This window comes from Nitrospira sp. BLG_2 (assembly GCF_049222245.1).
Genome location: NZ_JBLYIG010000076.1, coordinates 1 through 25,867, shown reverse-complemented (window position 1 = coordinate 25,867; position 25,867 = coordinate 1). Strand labels below are relative to the sequence as shown.

Annotated in this window: 20 protein-coding genes; 2 read left to right on the top strand and 18 right to left on the bottom strand. The window is 57.1% G+C overall.

All coding sequences use genetic code 11. The annotated features are described in order from the left end of the window. Positions 1-10 precede the first annotated feature (10 nt). The 13 genes from ACOSYY_RS02150 to ACOSYY_RS02090 form a co-directional block, all read right to left on the bottom strand. Positions 11-574 carry a DUF4136 domain-containing protein gene (locus ACOSYY_RS02150; RefSeq protein WP_421660625.1) on the bottom strand — a complete coding sequence of 188 codons (564 nt, stop codon included), beginning with the start codon at positions 572-574 and terminating at the stop codon, positions 11-13. Between the two features lie 188 nt (positions 575-762). Then, complete coding sequence (locus ACOSYY_RS02145) at positions 763-2,217, bottom strand: DUF4403 family protein (protein WP_421660624.1); 1,455 nt, start codon at positions 2,215-2,217, stop codon at positions 763-765. Between the two features lie 224 nt (positions 2,218-2,441). Then, a complete protein-coding gene (locus tag ACOSYY_RS02140) occupies positions 2,442-2,927 on the bottom strand; it encodes a hypothetical protein (RefSeq protein WP_421660623.1) in 486 nt (161 codons plus the stop codon). Positions 2,928-3,040: 113 nt separating this feature from the next. Continuing rightward, the gene (locus ACOSYY_RS02135; protein WP_421660622.1) at positions 3,041-3,286 is read right to left on the bottom strand and encodes a hypothetical protein; all 246 of its coding nucleotides are present in this window, start codon (positions 3,284-3,286) and stop codon (positions 3,041-3,043) included. 369 nt (positions 3,287-3,655) lie between these two features. Then, the gene (locus ACOSYY_RS02130; protein WP_421660621.1) at positions 3,656-3,931 is read right to left on the bottom strand and encodes an SWEET family sugar transporter; all 276 of its coding nucleotides are present in this window, start codon (positions 3,929-3,931) and stop codon (positions 3,656-3,658) included. 427 nt (positions 3,932-4,358) lie between these two features. Then, positions 4,359-5,174 carry a polyphosphate kinase 2 gene (gene ppk2 / locus ACOSYY_RS02125; RefSeq protein WP_421660620.1) on the bottom strand — a complete coding sequence of 272 codons (816 nt, stop codon included), beginning with the start codon at positions 5,172-5,174 and terminating at the stop codon, positions 4,359-4,361. A gap of 47 nt (positions 5,175-5,221) precedes the next feature. Continuing rightward, positions 5,222-7,339 (bottom strand): glycogen debranching protein GlgX, encoded by a 2,118-nt coding sequence (gene glgX / locus ACOSYY_RS02120; RefSeq protein WP_421660619.1) that lies wholly within the window; start codon positions 7,337-7,339, stop codon positions 5,222-5,224. Between the two features lie 16 nt (positions 7,340-7,355). Next, positions 7,356-9,032, bottom strand: coding sequence for a glucose-6-phosphate isomerase (gene pgi / locus ACOSYY_RS02115; RefSeq protein WP_526023264.1), 1,677 nt, complete (start codon positions 9,030-9,032; stop codon positions 7,356-7,358). A 32-nt stretch (positions 9,033-9,064) separates the two neighbouring features. After that, positions 9,065-9,676 (bottom strand): histidine phosphatase family protein, encoded by a 612-nt coding sequence (locus tag ACOSYY_RS02110; protein ID WP_421660618.1) that lies wholly within the window; start codon positions 9,674-9,676, stop codon positions 9,065-9,067. Between the two features lie 24 nt (positions 9,677-9,700). Then, entirely contained in the window at positions 9,701-12,175 is a 2,475-nt protein-coding gene (locus ACOSYY_RS02105) for a glycogen/starch/alpha-glucan phosphorylase (protein WP_421660617.1), read from the bottom strand. A 111-nt stretch (positions 12,176-12,286) separates the two neighbouring features. Continuing rightward, positions 12,287-14,695: a phosphoketolase family protein gene (locus ACOSYY_RS02100; RefSeq protein WP_421660616.1), complete on the bottom strand. Its 2,409-nt coding sequence runs from the start codon at positions 14,693-14,695 to the stop codon at positions 12,287-12,289. A 54-nt stretch (positions 14,696-14,749) separates the two neighbouring features. Next, positions 14,750-15,970 (bottom strand): acetate/propionate family kinase, encoded by a 1,221-nt coding sequence (locus ACOSYY_RS02095; RefSeq protein WP_421660615.1) that lies wholly within the window; start codon positions 15,968-15,970, stop codon positions 14,750-14,752. 119 nt (positions 15,971-16,089) lie between these two features. Then, complete coding sequence (locus tag ACOSYY_RS02090) at positions 16,090-16,989, bottom strand: fructose bisphosphate aldolase (RefSeq protein ID WP_421660614.1); 900 nt, start codon at positions 16,987-16,989, stop codon at positions 16,090-16,092. A gap of 137 nt (positions 16,990-17,126) precedes the next feature. On the opposite strand from ACOSYY_RS02090, the gene ACOSYY_RS02085 reads away from it, so the two are divergent. Continuing rightward, positions 17,127-17,324, top strand: a complete 198-nt coding sequence (locus ACOSYY_RS02085) for a hypothetical protein (protein WP_421660613.1) — start codon at positions 17,127-17,129, stop codon at positions 17,322-17,324. Continuing rightward, positions 17,321-18,304 carry an ATP synthase F1 subunit gamma gene (gene atpG / locus ACOSYY_RS02080; protein WP_421660612.1) on the top strand — a complete coding sequence of 328 codons (984 nt, stop codon included), beginning with the start codon at positions 17,321-17,323 and terminating at the stop codon, positions 18,302-18,304. The genes ACOSYY_RS02085 and atpG overlap by 4 nt, the downstream gene beginning before the upstream one ends. A 210-nt stretch (positions 18,305-18,514) precedes the next feature. Here the strand turns inward: atpG and ACOSYY_RS02075 are convergent, their stop codons facing one another. The 5 genes from ACOSYY_RS02075 to ACOSYY_RS02055 all read right to left on the bottom strand — a co-directional run bounded on the left by ACOSYY_RS02075 (position 18,515) and on the right by ACOSYY_RS02055 (position 25,514). After that, entirely contained in the window at positions 18,515-18,763 is a 249-nt protein-coding gene (locus ACOSYY_RS02075) for a hypothetical protein (protein ID WP_421660611.1), read from the bottom strand. Positions 18,764-18,843: 80 nt separating this feature from the next. Next, the gene (locus tag ACOSYY_RS02070; RefSeq protein WP_421660610.1) at positions 18,844-19,935 is read right to left on the bottom strand and encodes an NAD-dependent epimerase/dehydratase family protein; all 1,092 of its coding nucleotides are present in this window, start codon (positions 19,933-19,935) and stop codon (positions 18,844-18,846) included. Between the two features lie 204 nt (positions 19,936-20,139). Continuing rightward, positions 20,140-22,893 (bottom strand): MGH1-like glycoside hydrolase domain-containing protein, encoded by a 2,754-nt coding sequence (locus ACOSYY_RS02065; RefSeq protein ID WP_421660609.1) that lies wholly within the window; start codon positions 22,891-22,893, stop codon positions 20,140-20,142. Positions 22,894-22,989: 96 nt separating this feature from the next. Next, on the bottom strand, positions 22,990-23,706 hold the full coding sequence (locus ACOSYY_RS02060; protein WP_421660607.1) for a lipid-binding SYLF domain-containing protein: 717 nt from the start codon (positions 23,704-23,706) through the stop codon (positions 22,990-22,992). 11 nt (positions 23,707-23,717) lie between these two features. Continuing rightward, on the bottom strand, positions 23,718-25,514 hold the full coding sequence (locus ACOSYY_RS02055) for a mechanosensitive ion channel family protein (protein ID WP_421660606.1): 1,797 nt from the start codon (positions 25,512-25,514) through the stop codon (positions 23,718-23,720). Positions 25,515-25,867 lie beyond the last annotated feature (353 nt).

Below are 25,867 nucleotides of genomic sequence, written 5' to 3'. Positions count from 1 at the left end.
CGAGGAGCCGTCACTCCTTTGCCTTCGAGGGCGGATAATCTTCGAACGCCTTTTTGAGAACTTTCTCGCTCAGTTCGGCGTTCTCTTTCATGCTATTTTCCAGCTCTGCAACCATGGTGGCTCGCCATACCAGAGTCTTGTTTGTCGGCTCGACCAAATCCACGATCAAAGTACCTTCCCGATAGTCGTACGTCGAAACCCCGCCGTAGCCGGCACCCCAGCCATAACCAGAACCAAAACCATATCCGCCATACGTAGTCCCGGTGCTGTGTACCTGCTGCTTGTCTTTCACACCCACCCAGTAATGCACCAGCAAATCCGGGTTCTGCTCAAGACCGACCTGTGTCAAGCCCTTCCGCTGAAGCTCCTTCCCAATCATGTTCTCCAGCCGCTGCCGTATCAGAGAGTTGTCCAGTATTCCTCCTTGATCCAAATCCGTTAGTCCGGTGAAGGCGAACGTCTTGAACCGGCTGAAATCGATTGTCGGATCAAAGTCGGTCTTGACATCAAGCGCGGTACACCCCACGGCACACACCACGAACATGGCCACCGCTCCGCTTAACCATCCTTGCATAGCGCAATTCCTTTCTCAGACTGTGACCGATCCCTTTCGGTCACGTGTTGGGTCTTACTGAGCTCCCTTCGCACCCGCTGTCACAACTGACAGATTGGCTTGGGGATGACATAACCCGTAACCGATGTCCTCTGTATAGGCTGGAATCCCTGGAGAGTCAACTGCGATGCAGGAGATCTATTGAGGAATTACCGTAAGGTGAGCTTCAGATAACCGTCGGCTACTATCTGGACCTCAACACCGCTGGGCACCGGGTAAATCCCGCGCACTTCCAGCCGATTCACGGTACCCTCGAGCCAGAGCCCGGCGTCCACCTCCCTTGTCAGAACTGATGAGAGCCGCTGCCGCAGCCCATCAAGCCGGTCGGACAGGTCAATGCGGGTCTCCGGCTCGATGCGCGCGAGAAATCGTTGGTGGAACGCGGAATCAGCCGATCTAACAACTACGTTTTGCGTGTCGACCGTATAATCGATCCGCTCGAATCGAAGCATATGCTCGGCCTGATCATACACCGGTTGTCCTGTTACATAGAGTTTCCCGTTCATCGCTCCGGTCACCCCAACCTCGATGATAAGATTTTTTCCACTGCCGTACATGTTTGCGGACGTAATGGTGATCGATTTACCGTGCGATGTCGCGAACGTCTGGCCCACCAATCGTTGCGCAAGCCGACGATTGATGACCCCATACTCTGCGATGACTGGGAGCGCCAAATGAAATCCATCAAAGGCAATCGGCATCAGCTTAAGAGGGGGAAGCGGCGGCTGATCCTCGACAACGGGGACCGCGCCCATCTGCATGATAGGCTTCAGCATGAAGTTGACCGAGGTCTCGATGGTTTGTCCATCCAGGTTGATGGGGCTGACCTGAGCGCCCAATGGGTTCAAGATCAACCACCGTTCGGGACCTAATTCGAGCGGTTGCTGAAGCATATTCCACACCTTCCGTGCCCGTTGTCGTGATTCGCTGCGGCTCTTCACTCGCTCATCGATGGCTGCGGCGACCGTGGGAAGATGATGATCCACAATGGACTGCACGATCGGTGTGACATCCGCCTTCAAACCCTTGATTAGACAGGAATCGGGAAATTCCGCAGGGGCAAACTCCGTATGAGATCTCAGAGTCCAATGGTCCGTCCACTCGAAACTGGAGCGGGCAGTCAGCCGAATATGTTTAGGTGGATCTGTGCCATAGCCACACCGCCCTTCAAATATACTCCCCTCAGGCGGTTTGAAGCGGAGTGCGAGACGGTATCGTATATTGGGGAACTCGGTCACAAGTCGGTGCCCATCGATCTTGGACTCAAGAGGCCCTCGAATCATCCAGTACCGATAGGACACCGTTCCTTGGTCTGCCGAACTGCTCCTCTCTTGCCATGAGTCCTCTTGCCCCGACGACTGCGGGAGTGCCGCATCAGCGGCTATGGCGAGCTCACTGATAGGGACGCTCACCTTGAGATTCACGACAGATTGTTCTATGAAAGGCGGTGGCGGCGGCGGGGCAAGGACATCGGTTGGTTTTGGAATCTCGATACGCGAACCTGCGCAACCTGCCATCATGAGACCGACAAGCAGAATCACGAAGGTTGTAAAAAGGCTCCTGTCTGATCGGTGGATAACGGCTAAGAGCAAGAGCGCGTACATGTCCTCTGTCCTCGTGTCAGATCCGGTAGCCCCGCCATGCCGTACTGGTCGGTGCAGGGAAACTCCCCCCGCACCCGTATGGCCACACCCGACTCATATACGGATCCGGCGGACACGGCATTGGCTAGAAGTGCAAGGGCGCGACAGACACCGGGGGCAAGCATTTCCGGTCTTACCCCCGGATAATTCGGCGCTTTCTGGACGCGCTCCCCTATCTCCGTCTCTCAATATGCCAGCGGGATTTTCTGGGCCAATTCAGCTCGTAAAAGCGCCCGAATCTTGTTTTCTATTTGTATGTACCGGGCGGTCTTTGCTGCCGGCAGGACTTTTCCGATCTTGTCGGCATACGCGCGCTTCGTCTTCACTTCCGTCTCTTCGAGCGATAACATGTCACGGAGCAATTTCGTGGCGGTCTCGTTCGGAATCGGTCCTTTGTTGAAGGCCTCCGCGTATTCCATGATGAGTTTGCGGACCTGTTGGTTGTGTTGCTCTAGCTCCTTCTGATAGCCGTCGTACAGCGGCCAAAACTGTTTCCCTTCGGCGTCATTGAGATCCATGTTGGCGGCCACAAGCAATTTCTTGTCCGCTTTGATCTTTTGGATCAGGATCTCCGCATTCGTATTGACCGAATTCGCAGCATCCTCAGCCATCACCGGGACGGCCAACAAGACGCTGCCCGCTAACAGTAATTGGGGGATTAGTTTCATCATCAATTCTCCTTATCGTGAAAAACGTGGAATGTGCCTTGACTGTTCCTCGTCCTATCAGCATGGTTCAATGACAACGAACCTCCTACGGCATATTATGCACGCATGTAACCTCCCTAATCGATGAGTATGGCTTCACCCGCAGCGCGTTGATCGTCGACGAAACGCCGGCTTCCAGTCTCACGTAGGTCGAATATCCCTTCGTCGCGAAATCCCGTTTCGGGGCCGCCGTACGCCATCTGAATCCCGCCAACGTTCCATTTGCGGACGATCGACGTTGCCAATTTTTGCCTCACTTCAGGGGAAGGCACCACGCACATTTCACCACCCCCTGAACAGGCCCAGGAGCGATGCAGCCGCATTTCTCATTGCTGGATCACTGACGAATGTGGACCCGCACTATATGCGGGTGACGGCACCCACGATACTGTCAATTTTGACAGGGTCGATTCCCGCACGGCCGCTACGAACCCTTTGTAAGTCGTTCATCAAACACTGAACAATTCAGATCTCTGTAGATGCAGTCGTTCTCGCCGCTCTCACTCAGGAACCCACTATTGGACTGCCAGAACACCACGGAATAATCACTCGGATGAGCAACTTCAAGGCGCCGCCAATTCGGGGTGATGGAATCAACAATCCATTAACGCCTCCCTCAAGACGTTCAAAGATGTCTCCTGCTCGATCGCCCTCATGACACAGCCTATCCCCATCTATAGTGAACTGGTGCATTAGGCGCGTTTCCCTTCACGATGGGCAAAGTAGAAGTATGCGCCCACGGTGAGGAAATTGATCACCACGGCAACCATATTCCATGCAATGACCGGTCTTGATGCGATCAATGTTCCGTAATAGACCCACACAATTTGGAAGCAACCCATAATTGCCGCCATAGTCGGATTCATGCCCTGGGAAGATTGGCGCCTGAACATAGCGATCAAGTCGGGCACGGCAGCGAAGGTCGTTCCAAATCCCGCCACAAACCCGACAATCTCAGTCCAATACATGAAGCTCATGCTTGATGACTCTGACCTTTTTCCTCAATCACCGTCCGCACGATCTGTCGTCGCTGTGGCGAGCCACGCATCGTATCCAGTTCGCTGGACGCTCGGACAGTTGTGCCACAAAAGCCGGAGCGATAAGAACTGTCAAGACTGACAGTCGCAGCCGTCAGACAGTAGCCTTCCGTAAAGGGTGGGTAACGATATCTTCTGTTCACAGCGTGGTGCCTTGAATGAAGTCCTGCGGATGATTCCTTGATCCATGCCGGTGATGCTTAACAAATCGTCGGAGGGATAGGCGAATACTTATGGAGAACTTCATGGCAAGAAGTGTGTTGGCGTGCTGCCGGTTGATCAAGCCGAACAGGCGCTCTTTCAGAATGGATCCCTTTGCCTGCTCCGTCTTTGTCGCCGGTTGGATACCTGCGCTTCCTCAATAAACCTCCGGAATGAACTTCCTGCCCTTCAACGTCGCCTGATCGTCATATTTATGCTTCTGCGATCGGTTAGGCAGCTTTACCTTTTTGTACGGCATCTTCTTGTATGGAATCTGGCTCAGTAAATGCTTGATGCAATTCAATCGCGCCCGCCGCTTGCTGTCCGACCGCACCAAATACCAGGGGGCATGCTTCGAATCCGTGGCGTCCAGCATCCGATCGCGCGCGCGCGAGTACTCGTACCACTTCTCCCGCGAAGGCAGATCCATCGGGCTCAGCTTCCATTGTCGTAACGGATCATCCAGCCGGGCTTGGAACCGCCGTTCCTGCTCGTCATTACTCACCTCCAGCCAGTACTTGATCAAAACGATTCCTGCTTTTGTGATATAGCCCTCGACCGTCGACGCCATCTCGAGAAAGACTTTGTATTGCTCCTTGGTACAAAAGCCCATGACATGCTCCACGCCTGCCCGGTTATACCAGCTTCTGTCGAAAATCACGATTTCTCCGGCCGCCGGGAAGTTTTTCATATAGCGCTGCATGTACATCTGGGTCCTCTCGCGGTCGGATGGCGCAGGCAAGGCCACGAGACGGAACACGCGCGGGCTCACACGTTCCGTAATGGCCCGGATAGTGCCGCCCTTGCCCGCCCCGTCGCGGCCTTCAAAGATCACGATGATCCGGGCGCCCTTCTCCTTCACCCAAGCCTGAAGGTGACACAATTCGACTTGAAGTCGCCGCAATTCCTTTTCGTATGCCTTGCGCTTCAGTTTGGAATTCCCATTGTCTTCTTCGCTGCCGCCTTTCGCCATGGTCTTACTCCTGGTAAAGAACATTCACGCTCATACCGACGCACCCTTCAGTCCGCGAAAAGCACGACGACAGACCGCGCCTGAGCCTGATACGCAATACCTGCGATTGGAGGTGCGCTCCGCCATGGGACAATGTCCATGGGGGAGTCAAGCGCCGTATCGATCCATCGGCGCCATTGCGTCTGGCCATTGTGAGTCGCAGGCGGCAACTCGATTTCGAGAGGCTCCCAGTAGGCATTCATGATCAAAAGGACCAGGAGACGATCTTCCTTCATCTCCACGCTCAAAACCATGCAATGGGACGGGGAGCTCCAATCCGGCTGTCCCAATTTCACTCCATGCCAGGATTTGTTGGCTCGTTGAATGAGCTCAATCAATGTCTTTCGTCGGCGCTCGTGCTCCACGGTTCTCATCAGTCGTCGTTGGTTGAGCAACGTCACAAAGCGATGGACATCGGCATGTTTGGCAACCAAACTCCAATCAAACCAGCTCAGCTCGTTGTCGTGACAATAGGCGTTGTTGTTGCCGTGCTGCGTACGCCGCACCTCGTCGCCCATCGGAATCATGGGAACGCCGATCGACAGGAGGGTCACCGCAAGGAAATTCTTCACCTGCCGGTTCCGCAGGCGCTCGACAGCCGGATCGTCGGTCGGTCCTTCCACACCGCAGTTCCAGCTTCGGTTGTCGTCCGCCCCGTCTCTATTGCCTTCGTCATTCGACTCGTTGTGCTTGCGGTCATAGGAGACGAGGTCGTTCAACGTGAATCCGTCGTGACAGGTCACGAAGTTCACGGTTTGCTCCGGCTCGCGCTGCTTGTGTCCGTAGAGGTCTGGACTGCCGACAAAGCGGTCCGCGAATCGCGCCAGGGAACCGTCTTCAGCCCGGAAGAAACTTCGGACATCGTCGCGAAATCGCCCATTCCACTCTTTCCAGCTATCCCCGATAAAACTGCCGACCTGGTAGAGTCCTGCCGCATCCCAGGCTTCTGCGATGAGTTTCGTGCCTGCCGTTATAGGGTCGGATTCGATATCCCAAAGGACCGGCGGATTAGGGAGCACCTGCCCGGCCGCGTCGCGAGTCAGAATTGAGGCGAGATCGAAACGAAACCCGTCCACATGCATCTCCTGAACCCAATACCGCAGGCTGTCCACGATCATGCGTCGAACGACCGGATGGTTCGCGTTGAGTGTATTGCCGGTGCCGGTATAGTTGGCATACCGAGACCGGTCGTGCTCAAGGATATAGTAGGCGTTGTTGTCCAAGCCTCGGAAACTGATGGTCGGCCCCCTGTGGTCGCCTTCGGCCGTATGATTGAACACGACGTCGAGGATTATCTCGATGCCGGCTCGATGAAGCGCTTTCACCATGTCGCGAAATTCGTTCACCGGACCGAGAGGATCTTGACGCGAGCTGTATGCCTGATGAGGCGCAAAAAACGAGACTGGCGCGTAGCCCCAATAGTTGACTTTTCCTGGGGGACAGTCTTGAACATCGAACTGGAACACCGGAAGTAGTTCGACGGCCGTAATGCCGAGTTCCTGGAGGTATGGAATCTTTTCGATCAAGCCTGCAAAGGTTCCCCGTTTCCCACTTGCCACTCCGGAGTTCGGATGGCGCGTGAAGCCTCCCACATGCATTTCGTAGATGATGGTCCGTGCGGAAGGGTGTTTGAGCGGCACATCTCCCTCCCAATCATAGGCGGATGGATCCACGACAACGCTTTTCATCGCCGCCGAAGTATGTCCACCGTCCTGACTTGCCGCCACGCGGCTGTACCGCTCCGGCACAACGACGGCACGCCCATACGGATCGAGCAGCACTTTGCCGGGGTCAAAACGCAGACCGCGCGACGGATCGAACGGACCGTGTGCCCGAATGCCATAAATCTGTCCGGGCTGAATACCGGAAAGGAAAATGTGCCAGTAGTGATAGGTACGGTTGAGTACGGGATCAAGGACGATGGTGTGCGACGGTTTGGGATCATCCGGTTGGTCGAAGAAGAGCAACTCTATCCCGGTGGCATCGCGGGAGTACAGGCTGAAGTTGACGCCACCCTGCGCGAGCGTTGCACCAAGAGGTGCGCTGATGCCTTGCGACTGTCGGGCTGATTGCTCGGGAGATGAATGAACAGAATGGGCCCCAGGAGTGCGTGATGTGTCATCCATGCTTGCAGATGCTCGGTTACGTGTTGGGTCGGGCCTTGGCACGATGGCGCCGTATCAGGTTGTTCGTGGAACTGTCATGATGGAGCGGAGGCTCTTCCGTGCTCTCAAGCTCCGGAATGATGCGTTGAGCCAGCACCTTGCCCAACTCAACTCCCCACTGATCGAACGAGTCGATATGCCAGACAATTCCCTGCGTGAACACCGAGTGTTCGTACAGCGCCACCAGTTTTCCCAGGACCTCAGGGTTGAGCCGCTCCGCGAGCAGTGTATTGGACGGCCGGTTCCCCTCGAACACCCGGTGAGGGACGAGCCAATCCGGAGTTCCTTCCTGTTTCACTTCCTCCGCCGTTTTGCCGAATGCGAGCGCCTCCGCCTGCGCGAACACGTTGGCCATCAGCAGCTCATGGTGCCGTCCCAGTGGGTTGAGCGAGTGCTGAAAGCCGATAAAGTCGCAGGGAATCAGCCTCGTGCCCTGATGGATGAGTTGATAAAACGAATGCTGGCCGTTAGTCCCCGGCTCTCCCCAATACACAGGACTCGTCTCATAGGCGACCCGTTTTCCTTCACGCGTCACATGTTTGCCATTGCTCTCCATCGCCAATTGCTGCAGATAGGCGGGGAACCGCTTGAGGTACTGGTCGTACGGAAGGACTGCCACGGTCTCCGCCCTGAAGAAATCGACATACCAGATGGTGAGCAAACCCATGAGGGCCGGCAGATTCTCGGCAATGGGCGCGGTGCGAAAGTGCTCGTCCATCTGATGACAGCCGTCGAGCATCGCATGGAAATGATCGGGTCCGATAGCCAGCATCGTCGAAAGGCCGATGGCCGAAAACATCGAATAGCGTCCGCCCACCCAATCCCAGAACGGAAACATGTTGGCCGTGTCGATGCCGAACTTCGCGACGGCTTCCGCATTGGTCGACACTGCGACAAAGTGCTTCGCCACCGATGACGGATCGCCGCCCAAGCCTGTGAGCGACCAGTCGCGGGCGCTGTTCGCGTTCGTCATCGTCTCCAGGGTGGTAAAGGTTTTTGATGAGACGATAAACAAGGTCTCGTCCGCATGCAGATCCCGGACAGCTTCTTTGAAATCCGTCGCGTCCACATTCGACACGAACCGGAAGGTCATGTCACGCTCGCTGTAATGTTTGAGCGCTTCGTAGGCCATGACGGGCCCCAGATCTGATCCGCCGATGCCGATGTTTACGACGTTTCGAATCCGCTTGCCGGTATGACCCTTCCACGCGCCACTCCGAATGCGGTTGGAAAACTCCGTCATCCGGTCCAGTACGGCGTGTACTTTTGGCACGACATTCTCACCATCAACCATGATCGAAGTGTCTCGAGGCGCGCGTAACGCAACGTGCAGAACCGCTCGATTTTCGGTGATATTGATTTTCTCGCCTCTGAACATCGCTTCGATGCGATCTTGGAGGCCCGATTCCTCCGCAAGTTGTACAAGGAGTCGAATCGTATCGTCCGTGATCCGATTCTTCGAATAGTCGAGGAACAAGCCCACGGCTTCAATCGTCAGACGAGTGCCGCGCTCAGGGTCCTCCGCAAAGAGTGTTCGGAGATGCATGTGCCGTGCATTTTTATAATGGGCTTGCAGCGCCTTCCAGGCCTGCCGCCGAGGAAGTGCGGTCATCCGCTTGATCTTTGGTCGCTTGTTACGCGCGGTCGTTGCCATGGGCCCGGTGCTCCTTTTTCACTAACAATCCCTCACTCGTCTTGGCCTCTTTCCACATGACGGGTCTCATTCCACAGTCGAATCACCGGCCGGGTCACATCGTGTTCATAGCCAAGAGCGCTCAGGCTCGCCGTACTGAGCATGAAAAATTTACAGTTGACCGACGGCTCAAGTCCCAACCAACGCGTCGCGAGCACGCGCATGAAGTGCCCGCTGGTGAAAATCAGGACGTTCCCCGACACTTCACGCACGCGCTTCACGATGCGGTCGGCCCGTACGCTGACCTGCTGCGGCGATTCTCCACCGGGGCAACCGTCGCGAAAGAGTTCCCAATCGGGACGTTCAGCGCGAATCTCCGCCGTCCGGCGCCCCTCATACCGGCCGTAATCCCACTCGACCAGATCTTTATCGACTTCGGCGACTGCCTTGAAGCCGGCCAATTCGCAGGTGCGGGTTGCGCGCTGCAAAGGACTGGTCAAGACCGCAGCAAACGTCACTCCCCTGAGCCGCTCTTCGAGTCTGCGGGCGGTGCGCTCACCTCGCTCGGTCAGCGGCAAATCGGTCAGGCCGGTGTGCTGTCTTGAAATGGTCCAGGCCGTTTCGCCGTGCCTGGCCAGATACACGATGGACAGAGGTTCACTCATGACAAATCCCCTTCACGGCGCTCGTTACGGAATCGGGCAGGGCTTCGCATTCCAGATTCCCGCCGCATATTCGGCGATCGTCCGATCGCTGGAAAACTTCCCCGAGGCGGCAATGTTCAAGATAGCCTTGCGCGCCCACTCATTCGGCTTGGCGTAGAGATCGCACACTTCGCGATCGGCGTTCAAATAGGAGGTCAGATCCGCCAGATGCATATAGTGATCGCCGCCGGAGAGCAACGCATGCTCCAATGCCGCAAAGACACCGGGCTCATTCCGGCTGAAGTAGTTGGAGAAGATGAGATCGAGCGCTGCCCTGGTTTCAGGCTCATGCTGGTGATGCCAGCGCGGATCATACCAACCTCGACTGTCCGCCACCTGGTCGGCCGTCAGGCCGAATAGGAAGAAATTGTCCTCGCCCGCTTCCTCGGCCATTTCAATGGTGGCACCGTCCCGTGTCCCCAACGTCAGCGCTCCGTTCATCATGAATTTCATATTGCTGGTCCCGCTGGCTTCATAGCCGGCCGTGGAAATCTGATTGGAGACATCCGTGGCTGGAATCAGCCGTTCGGCGAGCGAGACACAATACTCGGGCAGAAACACGACCTTAATACGTCCGCTGGCGACAGGATCCCCGTCGATCGTGCCGGCGAGATTGTTCAGGAACTTGAGGATGACCTTGGCCAGGTGATAAGCCGGCGCCGCTTTGCCGGCAAAGAAGAATGTCCGCGGCGCCATGGTCTGGTTGGGATTTTCGCGCAAGCGGTTGTACAGCACCACGACGCGCAGCGCGTTCAAGAGCTGCCGTTTGTACTCATGGAGGCGCTTGACCTGACTGTCGAACATACCGTTTGGATCGACGGATTGGCCGGATGTCGTCTTCAGCCACTGTGCAAATTGAGATTTGGATTGACGCTTGGCTTTGAGAAAAGCGTCTTGAAACTGCCGGTCGTCAGCCAATTTCTTGAGCTGACTGAGCTCGCTGAGGTCGGTGATCCACCCGTCCCCGATCGCGTCGGTGATGACGCCGGAGAGGGTTGGATTGCACAAGCGCAGCCATCTCCGCGGGGTGACACCGTTCGTTTTGTTGTTGAAGCGCTCAGGGTAGAGTTCTGCCAACTCCTTCACGGTCATTGTCCGAAGCAACCTGGAATGAATGGCAGCGACGCCATTGGTGCTGTGAGATCCAACAATCGCCAAATTGGCCATGCGGATCTTCCGTCGGCCCCCCTCCTCGACAAGGCTCACCCGTGCCACCCGATCTTCATCTCCCGGATAACGGTTCCGCACCACCTCGAGCAGCCGGCGGTTGATCTCAAGAATGATTTCGAGGTGGCGCGGCAACATCGCTTCGAACCATTCGAGCGGCCATTTCTCCAGCGCCTCCGGCAACAGCGTGTGGTTCGTATAGGCCAATGTCCGTTGCGTAAGGCCCCAGGCTTCATCCCATCCCAGCTGCGCCTCATCGAGGAGAATCCGCATGAGTTCAGGAACAGCCATGGTGGGGTGGGTGTCGTTGAGCTGAATCGCCACTTTGTCCGGAAGCGTATTCCAATCCGAGTTACCCCGCCGAAAACGACGGATCAGATCGCCCAGCGCGCACGCGACGAGAAAATACTCCTGTAAGAAGCGAAGCCCCTGTCCCATGGATGTCGAGTCGTCGGGGTACAGCACTCGTGTCAGGGATTCCGCCGTCAGCGTCTCCGCAAGGGCCCCGACGAAATCCCCTCGACTGAATTGCTGAAAATCAAAATAGTCGGGGGTGCCTGCTGCCCATAGACGCAGGGTATTGATGGTCTTGCCCCCATAGCCTACAACCGGCCGATCGAAGGGAATGCCTAACAAAATAGACGGCCGTCCAATGATAGGATGCAGCGCCCCGCCCCGCACTTCGAAGGAACAATTCAATTTCACCTCGACGGCTTCTTCCAGTCGCGGCACTTCCCAGGGGTCCGGATACCGCAACCAATTGTCCGGCTGCTCGCATTGCCAACCGTCCTGGATGGTTTGCCTGAAAATGCCGTACTCGTAGCGCAGGCCATATCCCATGCCTGGAATTTCCATCGTGGCCATCGAATCAATGAAGCAGGCGGCGAGCCTACCCAATCCGCCGTTGCCCAATCCGGCATCCGGCTCCGTCTCGGTGACCACCAGATGATCGATCCCTTTTCTTACGGCCGCCTGTTCGACGAGCGGCGCGAGCAAGGCATTCGTGATATTATTGGCGAACGACCGCCCCAGAAGAAATTCCATCGACAGGTAATACACCTGCTTGGGATTCTTTTCGGCATAGGTCCTTTCGGTGAGCAACCAGCGTTGGGAAATGATGTCTCGGACGGCACGAGCCGCCGCTTCGAACTGATCGCGGACGCTCGCCTTCTTCACATCCACGACGTGATCGAATGTCAGGTGCCGCTCGTACAATGCGTCGTTGGTGCCGGAGAACTGAATGGGCCCGACACCATATTGTTGTAACAGTTCCTTAGTCCGTTCCTGCTTCATGACGCCCTCCATCGGAGAACACAAGTGCGGTGTGCCGAGTGGCGAGTCCTGAGCCTTCGGTGCGGTCGACCGGCACCCTCAGGACTCAACAATCCAAGACTCAATTCCAGACTAGACGTTGTCCCCTTCGGTTGAGCTCCTGCGCTTCGTCTTAACGCTTTCCTGACCCCATTGCCAATCCGTGATTTCCGGCATGTCCTCACCGTACCGCGCGATATATTGCTTGTGCTCGAGCAATTTCTCCTGAATCGCCTGTTTGGCATAGGCGGCGCGGGAACCCAGCTGCGGCAGACGGTCCACGACATCGGCAACGAGATGGAACCGGTCGAGATCGTTCATCACCACCATGTCGAACGGCGTGCTGGTCGTTCCTTCCTCCTTGTAACCGCGCACATGCAGATTCTTGTGGTTGGTCCTTCGATAGGTAAGCCGATGAATGAGCCACGGATAGCCGTGAAACGCAAAAACTATGGGTTTGTCTTTTGTGAACAGGGCATCAAAATCGAAGTCCGACAGACCGTGCGAATGCTCGGTAGGCGGCTGCAATTTCATCAGGTTCACCACGTTGACGACCCGAATTTTCAATGCCGGCACGTGTTGCCGAATAATATCCACGGCGGCCAGTGTTTCGAGCGTGGGCACGTCTCCGCAGCAAGCCATCACGACATCGGGGTCTCCCCCTTTGTCGTTGCTCGCCCATTCCCAGATGCCGATGCCGGCCGCGCAATGTTTGATCGCCTGATCCATCGTGAGCCACTGCGGGGCCGGTTGTTTGCCGGCCACGATGACGTTGACATAGTTCCTGCTGCGCAGGCAATGATCGGTCACGGACAAGAGCGTGTTCGCGTCAGGGGGAAGATAGACCCGCACGACGTCGGCTTTCTTGTTGACGACGTGGTCGATGAACCCGGGATCTTGGTGGCTGAATCCATTGTGGTCCTGCCTCCAGACATGGGAGCTCAGCAGATAATTCAGTGAGGCGATCGGCCGACGCCAAGGGATTTCATTGCAGACCTTCAGCCACTTCGCATGCTGATTGAGCATCGAGTCGATGATGTGGATGAATGCTTCATAGCAGGAAAAGAACCCGTGCCGGCCGGTCCGACGATATCCTTCCAGCCATCCTTGGCACTGATGTTCGCTCAGCATCTCCATCACTCGGCCATCCGGCGCCAAATGATCGTCGTAAGGAAAACTCTCTGCCATCCACGCCCGATTGGTCACTTCCAGGACATCCTGCCAGCGGTTTGAGTTGTTTTCGTCGGGACTGAACAGGCGGAAATTGCGCTGGTCCATGTTTAGCTTCATGGTGTCGCGCAAGAACTTTCCCATGTGCCGCGTGGATTCCGTCATCGTGGCGCCGGGTTTGGTGACCTCGACGGCATAATCTCGGTAATTTGGGAGACGCAAATCTCTCAGGAGCAATCCTCCGTTCGCGTGAGGATTGGCGCTCATGCGGCGGTCTCCCTTCGGCGGCAGTTCTGCCAGCTCGGGGTTCAGGCGCCCCGTCTTGTCGAAAAGCTCGTCCGGCTTATAACTTTTCATCCATTCTTCAAGGATTCCGATGTGCGCCGGTTTCTCGTGCATTTCCCCCATCGGAACTTGGTGACTCCGCCAGTAGTCTTCCGTCCGCTTCCCGTCGATCTCTTTCGGACAGGTCCACCCTTTGGGCGAACGGAAAATGATCATCGGCCACAAAGGCCGCTTCACCGCTCCGGTCCTGCGGGCTTCCGTTTTAATTCGGTGAATCTCTTCGATGATGGTATCGAGCGTAGATGCCATCGTTTGGTGCATCTTCTCTGGGTCGCTTCCCTCGACAAAGTGGGGCGTATAGCCGTAGCCGCGGAAGAGCTGCTCTAACTCTTGATGGCTGATGCGCGCCAAGACGCAGGGATTGGCGATCTTGTAGCCGTTGAGATGCAGGATCGGAAGTACGACGCCGTCGGAAAGGGGATTGAGAAACTTATTGGAATGCCACGAAGTGGCGAGCGGACCGGTCTCCGCCTCTCCGTCGCCGACCACACAGGACACAATCAGATCGGGATTGTCATACGCCGCTCCGTAGGCATGCGAGATAGCGTACCCCAGTTCGCCTCCTTCATGAATGGAGCCGGGCGTTTCCGGCGCTACGTGACTGGGAATGCCGCCCGGGAATGAAAACTGGGTGAATAAGCGCTTCATGCCTTCTTCATCCTGCCCAATGTTGGGATACACCTCCGAGTAGGTCCCCTCCATATACGCATTGGCAACGATGCCCGGCCCTCCGTGGCCCGGACCGATGATGTAGATCATGTTCAGGTCTCGCTGCTTGATCATTCGATTGAGATGGGCATAGATGAAATTCAGCCCTGGGGTCGTGCCCCAGTGGCCAAGCAGCCTGGGCTTGACATGCTCCTTCTTCAACGGCTTTTTCAGCAAAGGGTTGTCGTACAGATAGATCTGTCCGACAGACAGATAGTTCGCCGCGCGCCAATAGGCATCAATCAGCTTCAGTTCTTTTTCCGACAGTGCATTGCTCATGAGCCGTTTTCCTCCCTCCGCCACCACGCTCAACGGATGGCGCCTACAAAATGATCATCCGATCGCCTGCACACAGTGAGCCGTCTCTTTGGTAATCCATGTTTCTTCGTCCGCCGCCACTACGTAGACCGCTGGCATCGAGCCATCCGGGCTGATCTTCGCCGCCGATCCCGGCCTGAGCCCCACTGCAGCTTGATTGCGATCCGCATTGAGGCTGATCCCGCACCACGCCATGTTCCGGCAAATCCGCTTCCGCACGTCCGGCGCATTTTCCCCGATCCCGCCTCCGAACACAATCGCATCGGCGCCTCCCAATACGGCCAGGTAACTGCCGATATACTTGCGAGCCCGATAGCAAAAAAGCTCAATCGCCAGTTCGGCTCGCTCGTCTCGTTGCTGCTCGGCTACACGCAACAGTTCCCGCATGTCGTTCGATCGTCCAGAAAGCCCCAAGAGACCGGATCGCTCGTTCAACCATCGTTCCACCTCTGCCGGCTCGACTTTTTCCCGCTCAGCCAGCAAGCTCACGAGAGAGGCATCGACGTCACCGGATCGAGTCCCCATCACCAAGCCTTCCAAAGGCGTGAATCCCATCGAAGTGTCGATCGATCTTCCTTCTGCAATTGCGGCAATAGAACAGCCATTACCCAACTGGATGGTAATGATGCGCGCCTCCCTCAAGGATCTTCCAGTGCAGGCCGCATACCCATTGGCCAGCGACGCATGGGCGATGCCGTGAAATCCGTATCGGCGGATACGATGGCGGTCGGCCAGCTCAGTTGGGATGGCATAATGCCTGGCGACCTCGGGCATCGTTCGATGAAACGCCGTATCGAAGACGGCCACCATCGGAACGGTTGCTCCCATCACCGCCTTGGCCCCGCGGATTCCCGCGAGACACGCCGGATTGTGCAACGGCGCCAACTCCGACAGTTCGTCGATCCCAGCTTCGACCTGCTCAGTGATCAGGGTGGACTCCACGTACCGGTCCCCGCCATGCACGACCCTATGTCCTACGGCTTCGACGCTGTCCAGTGAATCACCAAGCCGATCCATAAGCACACGCATGGCCTGGATATGATCTTGAGCCTGTATCTTGTCCGTGGAAACGCCAAGCTGTTGTCCGGTCACTTCGAAGCTCACCAAGCCTCTGATGCCTTTGACGGCGCCTTCGATCAAGGCCGGTCGCGTCGCCAATGCGCCGTTCTCCTCAACCGCCTCTGAGAGCCGAAATTTGATTGATGAGCTGCCGCTATTGATCACCAGGATCCGCATGTCGGGGACTGTCGCCCTTCTTTCGGCGACTGTCCCCGTTCTGCAACCGAACAGGAGACAGGCACCCGCTGCGTCTGGGAACTGTCATCCCTTGCTCAGAAGACTGTCCCCGTCCTTGCTTAAGTATTGGACGCATCAAAGATACTCTGAATGAACTTATCCAGCATGGCGTTGAACTCAGCATCGGATTGCCGGGCTGACAGCCCTTCTACCAGCGCTCGTGAAAAACTGGCCACGAGGCCATGATTCCTGCGCAGGCGGTCGTTGGCTTGTTCCCGCGTATACCCGCCCGATAGCGCCACAACCCTCAAGACATTGGGATGTCGGATGCAATCAACGTAGAAGTCGTCTTGTTCCGGAAGCGTGAGTTTGAGCATGACGAACTGACTCCCGGGCAGTTCATTGAGTTCCTTCAAGAGCGCTTCCTTGAGCAGCGTTTCGGCATTGGCCTTGTCGCGGCAGTGAATGTCGACTTCAGGCTCGACGATCGGCACCAAGCCCGCGGAGAGGATTTTCCGGGCGATCTCGAACTGCTGGCTCACGACATTCTTGATGCCGGCTCCATTGGCTTCCTTTATGACCGAGCGCATCTTGGTACCGAAGATCCGTTTCTCGTTGGCTTTGTCGAGCAGCGCAGCAAGTGCCGGCATGGGCTTCATTAACTGGACACCATCCTGCGCAGGCGCCAGGCCTTTGTCCACTTTCAGAAAAGGGACAATCCCCTTCACGTCCCAGAGATAGTCCGCGGTCGGCCGTCCCTCGATCTCCCTGTCCATGGTGTTCTCGAACAAGATGGCGGCAATGATCCGCTCTCTGGTGAAGCTGGGACTGGTAATGAGGCGCGCGCGCATTTGATGCACGATGGCAAACATCTCATCTTCGTTGGACCACGCATTATCTTTGATTCCGTAAAGGCTCAGCGCGTTGGGCGTACTGCCCCCGCTTTGATCCAATGCCGCGATGAAACCGGGACGCGTCTTCATTTGCTGTTGTTGCTCATGAGAGTTGGAAGTTTTCATGGACAAGCCCTCTCTGCAGTTTTCATTCGGTCGTCCTCATTAGCTACCCCGAACCTGGCAATTGGTGACGTACTGTACAGCGAGGACATGGATAAGACTACTGTCAAGTTTGACAGACTACCCTAAGCCGGCAATCTATGCCCTCGGCGCTTCCGGAGACGGAGCCTGATCGAAACACAACCAGCGCCGTTGGTCGGTCGTTTGCGCTGAAGTGGCGAAACTTCGGCCTTGACGAAGTTCGCCAGGCGCGGCGCAACGGAGAAAACCGCACTATCGGACACGGCGGCGATTTTGCCCATCCGGCGGTGATGGTCGCGGACAAAACGGAGGTGTGAGACCAGCGCGGCAATACGAGATTGTCGCCTTGACCTTTCTTCCAGCCAAATGGTACTGTTCCGCTCCCATTCGGGGCGACCTTATGCCGAGCCTTCAATCCGTCAGGCGGAAGATCGATTCCGTCAAGAAAACCCAGAAGATCACCAAAGCGATGAAGATGGTCGCGGCGGCCAAGCTGAAGCGCACGCAAGACCGGATTCTTGCCGCCAGGCCCTATGCTCTGAAGATGCGGGACACGATTCGCACGCTAAGCCGGCGCGTCAATCGAGATGCTCACCCCTTGCTCAAGAGACGGGAGGAACATCGGATCGTCGTCGCGGTGGTCACCAGCGATCGTGGATTGTGCGGCGCCTTCAATGCCAACATCCTTCGCACGGCGGCCGCCGCCTTGAAAGAATTTGATTCGAAAGGCATGCAGATTGAGGTGGCGGTAATCGGTAGGAAAGGGCGCGATTTCTTCAGGAGACGACATTGGAAGGTCCGTCGTGAAGTCGTGGATATTTTCGATAAGCTCTCGTTTGAGCACGGCATGCTGTTGGCCACAGAATTGCAAGCCATTGACGATTATGCGACCGGCCGGATCGATGCCGTGTACGCGATCTACAATGAGTTCAAGTCCGCCATCCAGCAGCGTGTGGTCGTGGAACGGCTGCTCCCGATCGATTGGGTCGTCGAGATTGCCGACCTCAAGGGGGTTGAACACACCACGGAACAGATGCCCGGTGGCTATCTCTACGAGCCAGGCGAATCCGAGGTATTACAGGAATTGCTGCACCGCAATTTTCATGTCCAGGCGTACCGTATCCTGCTGGAATCGTCGGCTGCCGAACAAGGAGCTCGTATGACCGCCATGGATGGTGCGACGCGCAATGCGGGCGAGCTCATTAAGAAACTGACCGTTTACTACAACAAGACCAGGCAAGCCGCGATCACAAAGGAACTTATGGACATCGTTAGCGGCGCGGAAGCTTTGAAGTAGTGGATGTAAGAACAGTCACGTACCCCATCCTCGCGGAGGAAACAACGCGATCGGATCAGTAAGTTGAGTTTCGATTTCTTGTTAGAACTCGCGAATATGTAGCGAATGCCCACTTCGATGTTCCGTTGGTAGGCCCCGGCGACATCATATCCCAGATACCACCCCGGGTCGGGGTACGCGCCTAACCGGCTCACCAGATTCCGACCGCCATCAAACTCCATGGTCATGCTGCTCTTCCCGCTTCGCTCGAAGTCGATTTGCGATACCTCTTGAACGATGGTCCACCACCGCTGGCCCCGGGCGACGGAGGGCGGTTCGATTCTGATTCGACCCAAACAACATCCTTCCGAGGTCCCGCACAAGCCGCTGAAAGTCACGATTGTTGTAGAGAATCCGCTTTGCGGTTTCGCCCAACCGGTCGGCGTCCCCAGCGGCAATTTCAAGAATGCTTTTGCTCACCAAGTAGGGCTTATCTCTCCGCAGGGGACTGATGGTGGAACAGTTAGATGTGACGCAAGGTGCCGGAATCGGCGGCGATGTCATGCGCGGAGGCACGATTCGAATTTTGGCAACACCGGCCGTGCCAACGGACGATGGATGAATCCGTGATCGTATAGCCAAATAATTTCGGCCAAGAGTGCCTCGTGGATAGGACGAGGCGTGAATCCAAGCTCGCGAGCGGCCTTTGAGATGTTGCACATCCCTGATGCGCCGGCGATCCGAACACCAGCCAACGACGCCTTCGGCGGTTTCCGGGTGATCACATTTGCAATCCATTCCGACATGCCCGCGATTCCAAGAGCCAGCAGGTACGGCACCCGCGTGCGCGGCATCGGCAGACCGGTGAAACCGGTAAGCATCTCAAGGAGTCGCGACATGTGGACGGTTTCGCCTCCGAGAATGTAGCGCTCACCGATGCGGCCTCTCTCGGCGGCCAAGATGTGGCCGAGCGCCACATCCTTCACGTCTACAAGGTTCATCGCGCAATCCATATACGCGGGGTTCTTACCGTTGAGGAAATCCAAGATCATTTGGGTGGGCGGCGTGAGCTTGTAATCTCCGGGCCCGATCGGCAGCGTCGGATTGACGATGATGACCGGAAGGCCTCGGGCGGCCGCGTTCGAGACTTCCTGCTCGGCCAAGTATTTTGATCGACAATAGAGCCCGAGCATGTCGCCGAACGTGGTGCGGATATTCTCGTCGATCACGCCGACCCCCTTGCTGCGTGGAGCCACGAACACCAATTCCGTGGACGTGTGCACCATGCGCCGTACGCCGGCCCGCGCGGCCGCATCGAGCACGATCTGCGTTCCGTTGAGATTCGTTTGCTCGAAGCCGCGCTTGTGCGACGTCCAGAGATAAGGGTTGGCGGCCAAGTGAAACACATGGTCGATGGATTCCATGGTCGACCGAATAAGAGGCTCATCAAGAATGGAGCCTTGCACGAACTCGGCGCGTCGATCGAGCCCTGGCGAGGGGACGAGATCAACTACGCGTACCCGGTAGCCGCGATGGAGCAACAGTTGAACCAAGTGGGAGCCGATGAAGCCGGCGCCTCCGGTGACAAGACATCGCGTTGACGCCGAGCCGCCGGAGTCCGATGGGCTGTTCTGTTTTCTGTCAATTGCCATGTTCTTTTATCGGGGAGATGACCAAATTTTCATATTCATATGCAGCCAGCCGGGTCGCTTATCAAAGCGCTTCTCTTGCTGCCTTTCTTTTTTGCTGTCAGGCGACTTGGGAGTGTTGGAGCCGTTGTTCTTCATCAAAATCACGATGCCGGTGGGCTTGGCTCATACGCCCACCGGAGGTTCGGCCAGGGTTCATGTCGAACCTTATTTCTCTTTCGTTCGGAGCTTGAATGCGGCGCCTTTCCCGACCTGCAGCGCTGCTTGAGGGTCGAGCCTGCCGTACAGTTCAATCAGTTTGGCAACCAGGCCGGTCCAGCCGGTTTGATGACTGGCCCCCAGGCCCGCCCCGTTGTCGCCGTGAAAGTATTCATAGAACAGGATCTGGTCCCGCCAGTGCCGGTCTTCCTGGAACTTCTGGGCACCGCCGTACAGCGCCCGGTTCCCCTGCGCGTCACGCAGAAAGATGCCCGTCAGCCGGCCGGCGATTTCCTGGCTGACTTCGAACAGGTTCATCATGCGACCGGACCCCGTGGGGCACTCGATTTTGAAGTTGTCGCCATAATAGAGATAGAAGGACAGCAGCGCCCGAATGATCAGGGCATTCACCGGCATCCAGATCGGTCCGCGCCAGTTCGAGTTCCCGCCGAACATCCCGGTGTTCGACTCAGCCGGCAGGTAATCCACCCGATACACCTGCCCCCCGACGTGGAAGATATACGGATGCTCCTGGTGATATTTCGACAGCGAGCGGATCCCATAGGGGCTGAGGAACTCGTTTTCGTCCAGCATCTTGGAGAGAATCTTGCGCAGCCTCTCCTCGTTGACCAGCGCGAAAATCCCGCGCTCGGCGACCCCCAAATGACCCGGCCCCTTCTTATGGACGAAGTCGAGCAACTCCGGCATCTGACGCACGCGTTCTTGGTAGGATGCGACCGCCCCGGGCACCTGCTCGCGCTGCCAGGCTTCGATGACCGTCGTCGCGCACAGCGGGAGAAGTCCGACCATGGAGCGAACCTTGAGCTTGCTGGCGCTTCCGTCCGGCAACCGCAGGACGTCGTAATAGAACCCGTCCTCCTCGTCCCACATCCCGTCCTCCCCGCGCTTGTTCATGGCCGCGGCGATATACAGGAAATGTTCAAGAAATTTTCCAACCATGTCTTCATAGGTACGGTCATGGGGAGTGATTTCGACCGCGAGTTCGCACATGTTCTGCGTGAACAGCGCCATCCATGCGGTGCCGTCCGCCTGTTCCAGATGCCCGCCGGTGGGCAAGGGGGCGCTTCGATCGAACACGCCGATATTGTCGAGGCCCAGAAAGCCGCCCTCGAACACGTTCTTCCCGAACCGATCCTTCCGATTCACCCACCAGGTGAAATTGAGCAACAGTTTGTTGAACGCCGACTTGAGGAAATTGACGTCGCCTGCGCCACGCAAGGCCTGCTCGGTGCGATGGAGGAAGAGCGTCGCCCAGGCATGGACCGGGGGGTTGACGTCGCTGAAATTCCACTCATAGGCCGGAATCTGCCCGCTGGGGTGCAGATAGACTCTGTTGAACATGAGTTCCATCTGCCGCTTGGCGAAGTCGGGATCGACGATCGAGAGCGGCAAGGTATGGAACGCGAGATCCCACGCGGCGTACCAGGGATATTCCCACTTGTCCGGCATGGAGATGATGTCCCGATTGATCATGTGAAACCAATCGCGATTGCGGAACTCGCGACTCGCTCGATGAAGGGGATGGGCCCGATGTTCCTTGAGCCACTGATCCGCATCGAGGAAATAGAATTGCTTGCTCCACAGCATGCCGGCAAGGGCCTGGCGCATGACGTTCGCTTCATCCAGGGACACCGCGGGCGGCGTCACGGCTCGGTAGAATTCATCGGCCTCGCGCGTGCGGGCGTTCAGAATCTCGTCGAACGCGGCTCCAAACGGGTCGGCTTCGCCCTTCCCTTTTGCTCCCATTGTGCTCGACGTCTTGGCGCACAGGCGGAGCTGAACGGTGCCCGATTTGCCGGGACCGACTGTAAGCCGGTAATGAGGCGAGACTTTCGTTCCGGTCTGGTTCGGATTCACGGCGTGCTGATGGCCGTGCACGATGTAATCGTTGATCCCGTCTTTCACATAGGGGCTGGCGTTCGGGTATTCGGGAAAGAGTCGCTCGTTGTTGGTTTCATTGTCGCAAAAGAGCAGCGGCACGTCCCCATCGCAATATAAGCGGTATTCGCCCAACTCCCTATGCGCGAGTTCCACCGTGCTGGTCCCGCTCGGTCCCTTGACCTGTTTGAGGCTGGGCTTCACGGCAGGCCTGGCGAGCCAGGAAGACCAGTCGTTCCGGAACCACAGGGTGGGCAGCACGTGTAATTCGGCTTCTTGTGGGCCCCGGTTCGCCGCGGTGATCCGGATGAGAATGTCCTCGGGTGAGGCTTTGGCGTATTCAACGAACACATCGAAGTACCGGTCTTCGTCGAAGACCCCGGTGTCCAGCAACTCGTATTCCATGACCTCCCGGCTACGACTCCTGTTCGTCTGGACCAGGTCGCCATAGGGAAAGGCCGCCTGCGGATACTTATAGAGATACTTCATGTAGGAGTGCGTCGGCGTGCTGTCGAGGTAGAAGTAATATTCCTTGACGTCCTCCCCGTGGTTGCCCTCGCTGTTGGTCAGGCCGAACAGACGTTCCTTCACAATGGGATCCTTCCCGTTCCAGAGCGCCAGCCCGAAGCAGAGCCGCTGCTGGTCGTCGGAAATTCCACCCAGTCCGTCCTCGCCCCACCGGTAGGCCCGGGAGCGGGCATGGTCGTGGGTAAAATAGTTCCACGCGTCCCCACCCTCGCTGTAATCCTCCCGCACCGTCCCCCACTGACGCTCGCTCAAGTAGGGTCCCCACCGTTTCCACGCAGCCCCGTCAGCCAGCAGACGGGCCTGTTCAACCGTCGGACCTTTCTGCTCGCCGCCCATAACCGGCTCCTTCCGTTTGGCTTTGCTCGCTTCTTTTACACCCTCACCGCGTTTCTTCGATGGTCCTGTCGCCATGTGCCGCCTCTCGACTGTAATTTATTTCAGTAACTTCTCCGCCGCCTCTCGAAGCTCGATCGATTTCGGATTGCCGACGTCCTTCTTCACGATGACATCCGTCGGCCGCACGTCTTTGCCGTAGTAGGCCTTATTACTGTCGTTGGAGACGGTCACCATCGACCCATCCAAAGCGATGCCGCCAAAGGCCCCTTTCTTTTTCGCATAGGACACGATATCAGCCGTGATGCCTTTGGCCGATGTGCCGGCGCCGACCGGACCGACGGCCATGCCGACGTTGGCCCCGAGCTTGAAATCGTTGGTGTAGAACCCCTCCAGCCCTTTCTGCGTCCTTACCACCATGACGATTTCGGATACATCGGCTCCGACCTGCAGGCCAAAGCTCGCCGATCCGATGTTGTAGAAGAGGGGGTCGGACCACTTGCCTGTTCTCTCATCCCGCACGATCAGAACGCCGCTGCCGCCCGCGCCGCCGAACATGAAGGCACCGCGCATGAATTGCGGGACGATGAACAGTCCTTTGGCATCTTCGGCAAGTTGTTTGATCGATCCTTTCAGGCCGCCGTCGGCCGCGAACGAGTCCAGCGTCAGCTTCGCCTTGTCCACGAGCTGTTGTTGCTCGGCAAAATCCTCGGAACGGGCTGTGACAGGCATGAGGGAAACGAGACCGAGCAGGACCGTCGCGACCAACGTCCCTCTCGTTCGATTGCCCAGATGATTGTGGATTGAAGCAGACATAAAACCTCCTCTTAATGTTGGGGTTGCGATATGCGACTGCGCTGTTTCGACATCTCAGGCGATCCGGCCTGCGGATATTGCAATGTGTTCTTCAACTCGGCAATTTTGTCGGCAGGAAAATTCGGGAGATACAGCGACTGCTGAGCCCGCCATTCCTTGACCCTGGCTTCGGCGTTTCGTATGCGGCCCTCGTCCATCGGCGAGCCCGGGAGTTCGTATTGAATTTGCGACGGGAGGGCCAGCTCCGTCCCCGCCTCCGCGACGATGTCCATGATTCGTAAATTGAGATCCTCGGCGACGTCCAGTGATTCATCGTATTCGGTGACGCCTATGTAGGCGAACACGTCGAGATTCAGGGAAGCATCACCGAATTCCGTGAATCTCACCCAGAGTGGCTCCGCAAGCACCTTGGGATGGGCGTACAGCATTTTCCTCACTTCAACCAAAACGAATCGGATTTGGTCCGGCGTGGTTTCCGGCCGGAGCTTGAGGCGTGGATGGTACCAGAAGCGGTCTCGCCGGGAAAGATTGTCCAGATGCATGTAAGCAAATTGGGCGTTGGGCACGCTGATGACGCTGCGATCCAACGTGCGGATCAACGTGGCCCGCAGGCCGATCTCCTCAACCGTGCCGATCTGGTCGCCGAACCGGCAGAAATCCCCTACCCGGACCGGCTGCGCCGTATAGAGCGTAAGGGCGCCGAAGACGTTTTCCAGCGTTTTCTGGGATGCCAGCGCGAGAGCCACTCCGCTGATACTGAGTCCGGCCAGTAGGGTGGTGACTTCATATCCAAGATTCTCGAGCCACAGCAGCAACGCCCCGACCAGCGTCGCGAGTTTCGCCAGTCTGATGATCGGACGAAGAAATACCTTTGCGCCGCTGAGCCCGGCGGCCTGAAGCCGGTCGGCGGTCCGCTGCGCCGCGAGGTCCAGCGCCCTTAGGACCATCCATGCCATCGCCGCGACGAGCAACGTCTTCCCTTCCCCAAACGCCTTGAGGACGACCGGCATGTGGGATGTCTGCATCAGGAAGCGGGCCAACAGCACCCACAACAACAAACGGGCCGGACCCGTGAAAAACTGTTCCAATTCGGGAGACGCGTCGGGACGGAACCGGCGAAGCAGCCACAGCACACCGGTCACAAGCAGCATCGCGAGCGGAAAGGCGACGATGACGAACGCCACCCACCACAGAATTTCGATTCCTATGATCCGATAATCAAAGAACCATGGAGGCAAGATCGTTTCGAGCCGGCCATACCCGAACTCTGCATGGAGCTTCGGAATTTGGGCCACGGTCGCGGAGGCCACTTTCCAGACGTAGACACCGTCTTCACGGGGCACCCGATCGAGGAGAAGGTCATAAATTTTAGTCTCCCCGGTGATCCGTCCGATACGATCCCGCCCTTCCGCCAGTCCGTCGTTCGGATCGCCCTCGGGATTCAGGCTGAGCGCGTCAAGGTCCGGAAACAGTTCCCGTCCCAGCACCATCCTAAGGTGCCGAGCCAATGCAGGTCCGTTCGAACGCATTTCGGACGGGAGATCGAGATACTGGGCTGCCCGCTCGAAATCTCGGTCCCTCGTAGCCTGGAGGAATCCTATGAAGCTCGTGCGCGGCGTCCCACGACTGAACTCATCCTCAGGCGCGCCGACAACCTCCGCCGACGGTCCGGCGACCTTGGCCCGGCCTTGCAACGCTTTTTTTACCGTGGCCTCGGACTGGACCGTTTCAGCGACAGCGCTGTCAGTCCATCCAAGTACGCTGACGAGCGCGAAGAGGAGGACGGCGCCGCTCAATTTTTCAGCCATCCGCATGGGCCTATCCTCCCCGCGTGATCCGCACACAAGCATCCGGACGGGCTCTCGCTGACGCTCCAATGCGCCGAACACCAAACCATGATGCTGATCATCGAACATGCATCGTAAAGGTGAGACTGCAAAGGTGAGGCTGCGTAAACGTCCATCGCGACGGCTCGAACGAGGAAGGAAGTCGGGCGCAGATTGCGCCCGGCCTTCCACGTCATGCGATTCGGACGGGCATGACGCCGTTCTCTTCGGCTAGTAGGTCAACGGAATTCCCTTGGCCAACTCGATGTTCACGATCGACCGAACTTTGTTTTCGATCTGAATGTAGCGGGCCGTCTTGGACCAAGGCAGCACTT

Excerpts from the sequence above, each read along its gene's own strand:
- ACOSYY_RS02150 (WP_421660625.1), bottom strand. The coding sequence starts at position 574 with ATGCAAGGATGGTTAAGCGGAGCGGTGGCCATGTTCGTGGTGTGTGCC.
- ACOSYY_RS02145 (WP_421660624.1), bottom strand. The coding sequence starts at position 2,217 with ATGTACGCGCTCTTGCTCTTAGCCGTTATCCACCGATCAGACAGGAGC.
- ACOSYY_RS02140 (WP_421660623.1), bottom strand. The coding sequence starts at position 2,927 with ATGATGAAACTAATCCCCCAATTACTGTTAGCGGGCAGCGTCTTGTTG.
- ACOSYY_RS02135 (WP_421660622.1), bottom strand. The coding sequence starts at position 3,286 with ATGCGGCTGCATCGCTCCTGGGCCTGTTCAGGGGGTGGTGAAATGTGC.
- ACOSYY_RS02130 (WP_421660621.1), bottom strand. The coding sequence starts at position 3,931 with ATGTATTGGACTGAGATTGTCGGGTTTGTGGCGGGATTTGGAACGACC.
- ppk2 (WP_421660620.1), bottom strand. The coding sequence starts at position 5,174 with ATGGCGAAAGGCGGCAGCGAAGAAGACAATGGGAATTCCAAACTGAAG.
- glgX (WP_421660619.1), bottom strand. The coding sequence starts at position 7,339 with ATGGATGACACATCACGCACTCCTGGGGCCCATTCTGTTCATTCATCT.
- pgi (WP_526023264.1), bottom strand. The coding sequence starts at position 9,032 with ATGGCAACGACCGCGCGTAACAAGCGACCAAAGATCAAGCGGATGACC.
- ACOSYY_RS02110 (WP_421660618.1), bottom strand. The coding sequence starts at position 9,676 with ATGAGTGAACCTCTGTCCATCGTGTATCTGGCCAGGCACGGCGAAACG.
- ACOSYY_RS02105 (WP_421660617.1), bottom strand. The coding sequence starts at position 12,175 with ATGAAGCAGGAACGGACTAAGGAACTGTTACAACAATATGGTGTCGGG.
- ACOSYY_RS02100 (WP_421660616.1), bottom strand. The coding sequence starts at position 14,695 with ATGAGCAATGCACTGTCGGAAAAAGAACTGAAGCTGATTGATGCCTAT.
- ACOSYY_RS02095 (WP_421660615.1), bottom strand. The coding sequence starts at position 15,970 with ATGCGGATCCTGGTGATCAATAGCGGCAGCTCATCAATCAAATTTCGG.
- ACOSYY_RS02090 (WP_421660614.1), bottom strand. The coding sequence starts at position 16,989 with ATGAAAACTTCCAACTCTCATGAGCAACAACAGCAAATGAAGACGCGT.
- ACOSYY_RS02085 (WP_421660613.1), top strand. The coding sequence starts at position 17,127 with ATGCCCTCGGCGCTTCCGGAGACGGAGCCTGATCGAAACACAACCAGC.
- ACOSYY_RS02070 (WP_421660610.1), bottom strand. The coding sequence starts at position 19,935 with ATGGCAATTGACAGAAAACAGAACAGCCCATCGGACTCCGGCGGCTCG.
- ACOSYY_RS02065 (WP_421660609.1), bottom strand. The coding sequence starts at position 22,893 with ATGGGCGGCGAGCAGAAAGGTCCGACGGTTGAACAGGCCCGTCTGCTG.
- ACOSYY_RS02060 (WP_421660607.1), bottom strand. The coding sequence starts at position 23,706 with ATGTCTGCTTCAATCCACAATCATCTGGGCAATCGAACGAGAGGGACG.
- ACOSYY_RS02055 (WP_421660606.1), bottom strand. The coding sequence starts at position 25,514 with ATGGCTGAAAAATTGAGCGGCGCCGTCCTCCTCTTCGCGCTCGTCAGC.